Annotated in this window: 6 protein-coding genes and 1 rRNA gene (1 of these 7 only partly in view); 5 read left to right on the forward strand and 2 right to left on the reverse strand. The window is 43.5% G+C overall.

Annotated elements, in window-relative coordinates:
- Window positions 1-16 precede the first annotated feature (16 nt).
- Complete coding sequence (locus ACSYSN_RS00255) at window positions 17-727, forward strand: YjjG family noncanonical pyrimidine nucleotidase (RefSeq protein ID WP_491712299.1); 711 nt, start codon at window positions 17-19, stop codon at window positions 725-727.
- A 70-nt stretch (window positions 728-797) separates the two neighbouring features.
- The gene (locus ACSYSN_RS00260; protein WP_491712300.1) at window positions 798-1,562 is read left to right on the forward strand and encodes a pyrroline-5-carboxylate reductase family protein; all 765 of its coding nucleotides are present in this window, start codon (window positions 798-800) and stop codon (window positions 1,560-1,562) included.
- 95 nt (window positions 1,563-1,657) lie between these two features.
- Here ACSYSN_RS00260 and ACSYSN_RS00265 read toward each other — a convergent pair whose 3' ends face one another.
- Window positions 1,658-2,668, reverse strand: coding sequence for a D-2-hydroxyacid dehydrogenase (locus ACSYSN_RS00265; RefSeq protein ID WP_491712301.1), 1,011 nt, complete (start codon window positions 2,666-2,668; stop codon window positions 1,658-1,660).
- 315 nt (window positions 2,669-2,983) lie between these two features.
- Here ACSYSN_RS00265 and ACSYSN_RS00270 point away from each other — a divergent pair, with 315 nt between their 5' ends.
- Both ACSYSN_RS00270 and ACSYSN_RS00275 read left to right on the forward strand, forming a co-directional pair.
- Window positions 2,984-3,811, forward strand: coding sequence for an exodeoxyribonuclease III (locus tag ACSYSN_RS00270; RefSeq protein ID WP_491712302.1), 828 nt, complete (start codon window positions 2,984-2,986; stop codon window positions 3,809-3,811).
- Between the two features lie 73 nt (window positions 3,812-3,884).
- Window positions 3,885-6,725: a DEAD/DEAH box helicase gene (locus tag ACSYSN_RS00275; protein WP_491712303.1), complete on the forward strand. Its 2,841-nt coding sequence runs from the start codon at window positions 3,885-3,887 to the stop codon at window positions 6,723-6,725.
- Window positions 6,726-6,769: 44 nt separating this feature from the next.
- On the opposite strand, the gene ACSYSN_RS00280 is transcribed toward ACSYSN_RS00275, so the two are convergent.
- Window positions 6,770-7,783, reverse strand: a complete 1,014-nt coding sequence (locus ACSYSN_RS00280; RefSeq protein WP_425604676.1) for a serine hydrolase domain-containing protein — start codon at window positions 7,781-7,783, stop codon at window positions 6,770-6,772.
- 727 nt (window positions 7,784-8,510) lie between these two features.
- Between ACSYSN_RS00280 and ACSYSN_RS00285 the strand changes: the two genes are divergently transcribed.
- Window positions 8,511-8,581: ribosomal RNA gene (locus ACSYSN_RS00285) — 16S ribosomal RNA — on the forward strand; it runs 1,491 nt beyond the window's last position.

Consider the following 8,581-nt stretch of genomic DNA (forward strand, 5'->3'; position numbering starts at 1 on the left):
TGGAAGGAGGAGCAATTTGCGTTTTAAACAAATAATTTTTGATGTCGATGACACGCTGATTGATTTTGCTGCTACAGAGCATTTTGCTTTGCACAGTCTTTTTAACGCGCATCACTGGCAACTAACAGATGACTTGCAGCGCCGCTATCATGCCTATAACCAGGGATTATGGCGTCAGCTTGAACGGGATCAGATCAGTTATGACCAGTTAAGTCGGACGGTATTTAGGCATTTTTTTAAAGAAAATCTGGGGGTAGAAGTCGACGGCACGGCAATTATGAATGAATACCGGTCCTACTTCAGTCAAGCCTACAAGCTGCTCCCGGGCGTTGAAGACACTTTGCGTTTTGGGCAGCGGCATAACTACCAGCTGACCGTTCTCAGCAATGGTGAAAGCTATATGCAGCGGCAGCGGTTAGAACTGGCGGGCATCCGGAAGTACTTTTCTTTGATTGTTACTTCTGAAGAAGCGGGCTGCTCTAAACCAGATCCGCAGATTTTTGACTATTTTTTTAGTAAGGCCGAAATTGGCCCCGAAGAAACAGTCTTCTTTGGGGATGGTCTGCAGTCTGATATTTTGGGAGCAGAGAACTACGGTTTTGCCAGTGTTTGGTATAACCATCGTCACCGTAAAAACACGTTGAACTTACATTCACTAGCTGAAGTGGATAATTATCCGCAATTTGTTACCCTCCTCAAAAACGATTTTCGCACTAAACCGGTATAATAGAAGATAAGCGTAGTTAATAACTACCAAGAATAAAGTTGCTTTTAAGATTAGGAAAGTAGGGAAAACTATGAAAGTTGGATTCATTGGAACCGGTAAAATTGGCACGGCGCTTGTTAAGGGATTGTTGCATGCGGGGATAGCAGGACAGGAGATCTTTGTTTATGCTGGCGGTCATGAATCAGCTCGCCAGCTCGCTGCTCAAAATGATCTGCAGGTAGTCAATGATTATGCGGAATTTGCCACCTGCCAGGCGGTAGTTGTGGCGGTGGGCGGCCCGATTATTGAGTCCATCATCAAGGAGCTGGGGCAAAAGTACCACGGCATTATCCTGTCAACGGGTGGCGGAGATCTGACTAAGGTCAACCAGGACTTACCAGCTGGCTCTTCTTTTGCCAAAATTGTTCCTAACACACCCGTACAGATTGGTGAGGGCATCACGGCCGTTAGCTTTATTCCTAATGAACAGGCGGAAGTGGTCGAGTCGGTTAAAGCAATTTTGGCCTTGCTGGGTGAGGTCTATATTGTGCCAGAAAAGCTCTTGGGTATTTATGGGACTGTTGCGGGTTGTGCACCGGCTTATGTGGACTTAATGATTGAGGCCTTGAGTGATGCAGCTGTCCAAAATGGCGTCAACCGCGCTGAGTCTTACCCATTAATTGAAAAGATGCTGCTGGGCACGGCCAAGCTGGCCCTGGCTGAACACAAGTTGCCAGAAGAATTAAAAGACGAGGTTACTACGCCCGGTGGCAGCACCATTAGGGGCGTGGTGAAGCTGGAAGAAATGAACTTTCGCAACGCATTGATTCAAGCAATTAATGCATCAGCTAAGTAATAATTGCTAAACAAATGGCTGAGTCTAATGGACTCAGCCATTTTTGGTAAAAAAAGACGCTACATATAGCAGCGTCTTTTTAGAAAAATTATTTTTTAAAACTCTTTGTCCAAGTCAACTGGAGTTTCAGGCTTTTCATTCTTAATTAAATTCAAGTTGTTGTCAAAGGCCTTAATAACCATGTTACGAACAGCGTGAGTTGTGTAGAAGGCAGTATGTGGTGTTACCAAGACATTTGGCCGGGCAATCAAGTCTGCTAGGCGTTGGTCAGGAAATTCTTTGCCACTGAAGTCATTATTGAAGATACCAACTTCGCCTTCATAAGTGTCCATGACAAAACCAAAGATTTTACCGGAATCAAGGCCACGAACTAAGGCATCAGTATCAACTAATGGTCCCCGAGAAACATTAACAATCACGACATCATCCTTCATCTTGCTGATGGATTCATCGTTAATCATGTGAACATTTTCTGGAGTATCAGGAACGTGGACAGAGATAACATCAGCTTGCGCATAAAGGTCATCCAGAGTATCTACATAGTAGCCTTTTTGTTCCAATACTGGGTTTCTGAAGACATCATAAGCGATCACTTTGGCGCCAAAGCCTTCCATAATCCGCATGAAAACTTGACCAATGTGGCCAGTACCGATAACCCCAACAGTTTGGTCGCGTACTTCCCGGCCGATGGTTGGAGCCCAACGCAAGTCATGCTTAGCAAGCTTCATATCCATCTCTTTGTCTTGACGCAGTACTCTGGCAGCTTGAATGGCAGCATGTTCAGCGATTGCATCTGGTGAATAAACCGGAACATTAGTCAACTTAAAGCCGAGTTCCTTGGCCTTCTTCAGGTCAATGTTGTCGATACCGACGTTACGGATAGACCAGTTGTGGATACCTAACTGGTCTAAAGCCTCGATTGTGTCTGCCTTGTAGTCCAGTTGCTGGTAGGTAACAACACCATCAGATCCTTCAGCTAAAGATGCAGTTTCAGGTGTCAAAAGTTTATCGGTAAAATCAACTTCAACGTCTGGGTGAGCTTCTTTCCATTCGTGTACATATGGTTCTTCATCTTTACGGATGGCGTAAGCAAAAATTTTAGTCATAAAGTCTAACCTCCATAGATTATTATTATTATCCTCTTGTGCTATTATACACTTGTTACTTATGAAATAAAAAGATAAATGATGAAATAATTATGTCCCCTAAAACGCTAATATAGCGGTAATCGCTTACATGGATTACCGCAGGTTAGTTTGCCTTACGGCCGTTGGCTTAATAAATTTTTTGTTAAAATCGTGAAAATGATAACAGCTCTTGTGCACAGTAAAAAAACCAACGGTAAAGCAAATAATTGCTAGAGTTTTAAGTTAACTAAAAAAATTATATAATAAGGAAGCACAAATAAAAAGGAGAAAAAAATGATCTTAATTTCGTGGAATATCGATTCGCTAAATGCCGCCCTAACTGGTACTTCTTCAAGAGCGGTTGAAACGCGCAAAGTGCTGCAGAAAATACATGACCAAGCAGCAGAGATAATTGCCATTCAAGAAACCAAGTTACGTGCAACGGGACCGACTAAGAAACACCAGGAAGTTTTGGCAACAGAGTTCCCAGAGTATGAGTTGGTCTGGCGGTCAGCGGAAGAACCCGCCCGTAAAGGTTATGCTGGCACAATGTACTTGTACAAAAAAGACCTTAAGCTTAAGGTCACTTACCCTAAAATCGGTGCACCAGCGCCAATGGATGATGAGGGCAGGATTATTACTTTGGAATTTCCGGAGTTTTTTGTAACCCAAGTTTACACGCCTAATTCGGGAAATGGCTTAAAGCGGTTGAGTGAGCGGCAGGTATGGGACGAGCAGTATCTTAACTATCTGAAAGAATTAGATCAGCAAAAGCCGGTTCTGGCTAGTGGCGATTACAATTGTGCCCATACAGAGATTGACCTGAAGCATCCGGACAACAACCACCATTCCGCTGGCTTCACGGATGAGGAGCGGGCAGACTTCAGTCAGCTCCTCGAGGCCGGTTTTACCGATACCTTTAGAAGGGTAAATGGCAAGGTCGAAGGTGTTTATTCTTGGTGGGCTCAGCGGGTAAAAACCGCCAAGGCCAACAACTCGGGTTGGAGAATCGATTATTGGCTTACTAGTGACCGGATTGCGACTAAGGTGAAGCGGTCTGAGATGATGGACACCGGTGTCCGTGCCGATCACTGCCCAATTTTACTGGAAATTGACCTGTAAAGTTGTTAATTAAAGAAATCCAAGGTTTGGGTTTCTTTTTCTTTTGTGTAAAATGAGTGCAGAGGCGATAAGAATGAATGAACCGTTACAAGATGCCATACTGAGTGGCTTATATGATTCTACCTATCCAGGTCACGAACTACTCAGCCCCAAACTACTACAAAATATGAAAGATGATAATATTTGGTTGACTTTGCGGCAAGAACTGTTGTCTTGTCAGAGTTTTACGTGGGCGATTGCCTTTGTGACTCAGGATATGCTGGTGCCTTTTAAGGTGGTCATGGCTGATTTGGCTCGCCAAAAAGTTGCCGGCACCCTGATCACCGGCAATTACTTGGCCTTTAATGATCCAAAAGTTTTTCATGAATTGCTGAAAATTCCTAATTTAAATGTTCGGATTGCCCAAAAGGATGGCTTTCATGCCAAAGGCTATCTCTTTGAGCATGAAGACTGGCAAACTATTGTGATTGGTAGTGCCAACTTTACCCGCTCAGCCCTGCTACGTAATTATGAATGGGCGCTAAAAGTTAGCTCAAGAGAAAATGGTGCATTAACGCAGCAAGTTGCCAGCCAGCTGCAAGAACTATCAAAGGACAGTCAGCCCCTAACGCTTGATTGGCTTAAAGAATACGAAAGTGGTTGGGTAAGACCGCAAGTACAAGCGCGTCCTAGACAGGCACCTGCTCCTGAAATCACGCCCAATCAGATGCAGAAAGCGGCTTTAAAAGAATTACAGGGTTTACGTGAAGCGGGCCAAGAGCGCGGCTTAATTGTATCGGCAACCGGTACGGGCAAGACTTACTTGGGTGCCTTCGCCGTTAAGGACTTCAAACCGCGTAAGTTCTTATATCTTGTTCACCGCGAGCAGGTTGCTAAAAAAGCCCTAGCTAGTTTTTATCGGGTAATTGGCGGCGACCGGCGTGACTATGGCCTGCTTACGGGGCATAAACATGAACTTCAGTGTAAGTATCTCTTTGCGACCGTGCAAACTTTAAGCCAGGATGATCTGTTGGCCAGTTTGGCGGTGACTGAATTCGACTATATCTTAATTGATGAGGCCCATCGAGCTGCTGCTCCGAGTTACCAAAAGATTTTTGCCAAGTTCAAGCCGGCTTTTTGGCTTGGCATGACGGCAACACCTGAGCGAATGGACGATCAAGATGTTTACCGGCTTTTTGACTATCATCTAGCCTATGAAATTCGTCTGCGGGGTGCCCTAGAGGAAAAGATGCTGGCCCCATTTCATTATGTTGGGGTGGAAGACTATGAAGTAGACGGACAAAGCATCGACGAAACGACCAACTTACGCAACTTACTGAACCCTGAACGCGTGGATTATGTACTTCAGCAACTGGACTACTATGGTTATTGCGGTGATTGCGCCAAGGGGCTAGTTTTTTGTAGTCGGCAAGCAGAGGCGCGGGAATTAGCACGGCTTTTTTCGGCGCGCCAGCATCGTGCTGTTGCCCTTACTAATGAAGACAGTGAAAACCGGCGAGCTCAAGTTGTTGACCAGTTGGAACAAGGAAAGATCGAATATATTATTACGGTTGACCTCTTCAATGAAGGTGTCGATATTCCTGCCCTTAACCAGATCATCATGCTTCGTAATACTCAATCCAGCATTGTTTTTATCCAGCAGCTGGGCCGGGGCTTGCGCAAGTATCCTGGCAAGGACTATGTGACGATAATTGACTTTATTGGTAATTATAAAAATAATTACCTGATTCCAATTACCCTAAACCAGGATCCTAGTCGTAGTATTGATCGGGCTCGGGCAGAAAGTAAACTGCCGGGTTTTATTGATGTGTCGACCATTAACTTTAGCCAGGTTGCATCAGAAAAGATACTGGCTTCACTTGACCGCATTAAGCTCGATAGTATCAAGGAATTGCGCCAGTCCTACTTTGATCTAAAGAAAAAGCTGGGGCGGATCCCCTTACTACTAGACTTTGACCGGTATGGTTCGACTTCGCCAACGGTTTTTGCTAATAATCAGAGCCTGGCAAATTATGGCCAGTTTTTGGTGAAAATGGACGAGCAGGTCCAGCTTAGCCGAGCTGAAAATGCGATTCTGTCTTTTGTGACCAAGGAACTTTTGAATGGCAAAAGGCCACATGAGCTGGTGCTTTTGCAGTTGTTATTAACTCAAGACAAGGTTAGTCAGAACGAATTTGAGCAAGCTCTACATAATTGCGGCGCTTACGTTGACGCAGCTGTTTTAAACTCGGTTGATGCCATCCTATCGCTTAGTTTTTTTGATATTAAACAGGGAAAAACGACGAAAAAAGCCCAGTACGGCAACCAAGCTCTGGTTGAGCGACCAGATTTGTTTACCTACAAGTTAAATCCTCAGCTTGCCCGTTCTTTGCGGGAGCATGATGCCTTTAAACGGCTGTTTAACGACGCCGTTGAGACGGGCTTAGCCCTGAATCGGGAGTATGACAACCAGCAGCAATTTACGCTTTATCAACAATATGATCGCAAGGATGTGTGCCGCTTACTAAATTGGCCCAAGGATGTTTCAGCACCGATGTATGGTTATCGGGTAGGTAAAGGGGAAACTCCAATTTTTATTATTTACCGTAATGAGACGAAGCAGCAACGCAGTGCCTTATACCACAATACCCTTGAAGATGGGCGGAGCTTGCGTTGGTATACTCGGACACCGCGTCATTTGCAATCAGATGAGGTGCAACGGCTGTTGACAACGCCACAGATGAAGCTCCACATATTGGTCAAGCAGAGTGATGCGGTCGGCAAGCAGTTCTTCTACTTGGGCCAGGCCGATATTTTGCAAGAGACTGTGAGAGAAGAGGAATTAGGTCCCAAGAAAAAGGCTGCCGTGGGGATGGATTTGCTACTCAGGCACCCCTTACCTGCTAAAATGTATGAATTACTATTTGCAGAATAAAAAAGCTGCGATAGATTTATCGCAGCTTTGGCTAATCGTACATTTTAACGTGCACTGAAAGTGTTGGGTTTAATGTGTTGTAAAATTTTGTAGCCAATATCTTTTTCATCGTTTTCGCGGTCATTAGTTTGATTCAAAAACATGACAATTCCGTTCTGATTATCGGTGGTCAGCTGTACCCAGGAGCCAAAGTGGGTTGTTCGAAGACTGCCGTATGCCAGTTTTAGCGAGTCATTATTTTTCAAATACATTCCCCCAGAATAGTTATTCACTTTACTCTTTAAGTGGGTTAGGTAATGAAAATCAGTCTGACTAAGAATAGTTCCGTTAGTTAAGCCAACCTGGATTTTGTAATACTCGTCCGGTGTAGTAAATAAGTTGGCTGCACCAGGAACCTGTGAAACAACAAATTGTTTAAGGTGACTTGATTTTTGGTAATTCTTGCGACCATTTGAGAAGTAAGAAATTGGGTCGGTTTTGCCACTGGGGATGTTTTGATAAAGGTAAGTGTTCTGTAACTTCAGCTTGTCAACGATGCGGGTCTGGAAGTTGCTTTCATAAGATTTACCAGTAATCTGCCTGATAATCCCAGCCAGCAGAATATAATTACTATTGTTGTAAAAGTAACTTCCGACGGCATTCGACTTAGATGAGTTAATATTGTTGGTGACCCAATTAATCGCGTCTGGTTCAGAATAGACATAGTTGCGGTTGATTTCAGTACCGATTGCCGTGATTCCCGAGGTATGGGTCAATAAGTTGCCGACTGTGATTTGCTTGGCATTTTTTAAAGTGGGGTACCACCGCGAAATCTTGGTATCTTGATCAAAAGCCTGCTTAGTATTGCTTGTTTCATTGATTAGCTGAACGATCATGGCTCCGGTAATTACTTTTTGTAAAGAAGCAGTTGGGTAAACGATCATCGGATTACCGTTGCCAATCCGCTTGCCATACCAGGCATAACCATAACTAATGGTTTGGGGGACACCGTTTTTGACTACCGTAACGACGCCGCGAACATGATTTTGTTTAAATACCTTTCTGACGAAACGATACATTTCGGTTTGGTCAGCCGTGGTTGTCGCTGCTTCTGTTTTAGCAGTTCCGGTAGTTATTAAGGTAGTGGCTGCCAAAATAAATACGGTAATTAGTGTAAAAGACTTGTGTTTCAAAATATTAGTTTCCTTTCCGTAAGTGGTGTTAGATATATTATAAGCTAGTAACAGTATGCAAAAAGATTAAGTTTGTTTAACAATCTTATTTTTATTTGTTACATCATAAATAAACAAAATTGATTTTGCTGATCGAAAGCACTGCAAAGACAAGAACAGTCTCCGTACTGGTGCGATATTAATATATCAAAGGCTAAAGTGTTAAATCCGATAATGATTAAAAATCGAGCACGTTAAGAATACTTTCAAAATAATATCTGCACGCAAGATAGCTCTATTGAAAAAATTGTCAGAAAAAATAACCAAAAAAGCTTGCAAAAGGGGAAAATAGTTGCTAGTATTAATAACTGTCGTCAGGGCAAGAAGCAGTACAGCGCAGAGCCAGGCGACGAACAAAAGCCGAACGAAAAGAGTTGACAAAGAGCAACCGGTTAGGTAAGATAAGAAAGCTGTTTTGCAAGAAACAGGGAAGTAGTACCTTGAAAACTGAACAATGTTTTCGCAAAGTGTGCGGGTTATAAAAAACCCAAAACAAAAGAGCGAAGTCAATTTCGCAAGCAAATAAATCCGAGATTAACATCTTGGAAAAATGAGCAAACATCAAACCGAATGTAAAAATGAGAGTTTGATCCTGGCTCAGGACGAACGCTGGCGGCGTGCCTAATACATGCAAGTCGAGCGAGT

This window comes from Lactobacillus sp. ESL1191, assembly GCF_058504435.1.

Bases quoted from the DNA above. Each gene is read 5' to 3' on its own strand.
- ACSYSN_RS00260 (WP_491712300.1), top strand. From the start codon at position 798: ATGAAAGTTGGATTCATTGGAACCGGTAAAATTGGCACGGCGCTTGTT.
- ACSYSN_RS00265 (WP_491712301.1), bottom strand. From the start codon at position 2,668: ATGACTAAAATTTTTGCTTACGCCATCCGTAAAGATGAAGAACCATAT.
- ACSYSN_RS00270 (WP_491712302.1), top strand. From the start codon at position 2,984: ATGATCTTAATTTCGTGGAATATCGATTCGCTAAATGCCGCCCTAACT.
- ACSYSN_RS00275 (WP_491712303.1), top strand. From the start codon at position 3,885: ATGAATGAACCGTTACAAGATGCCATACTGAGTGGCTTATATGATTCT.
- ACSYSN_RS00280 (WP_425604676.1), bottom strand. From the start codon at position 7,783: ATGTATCGTTTCGTCAGAAAGGTATTTAAACAAAATCATGTTCGCGGC.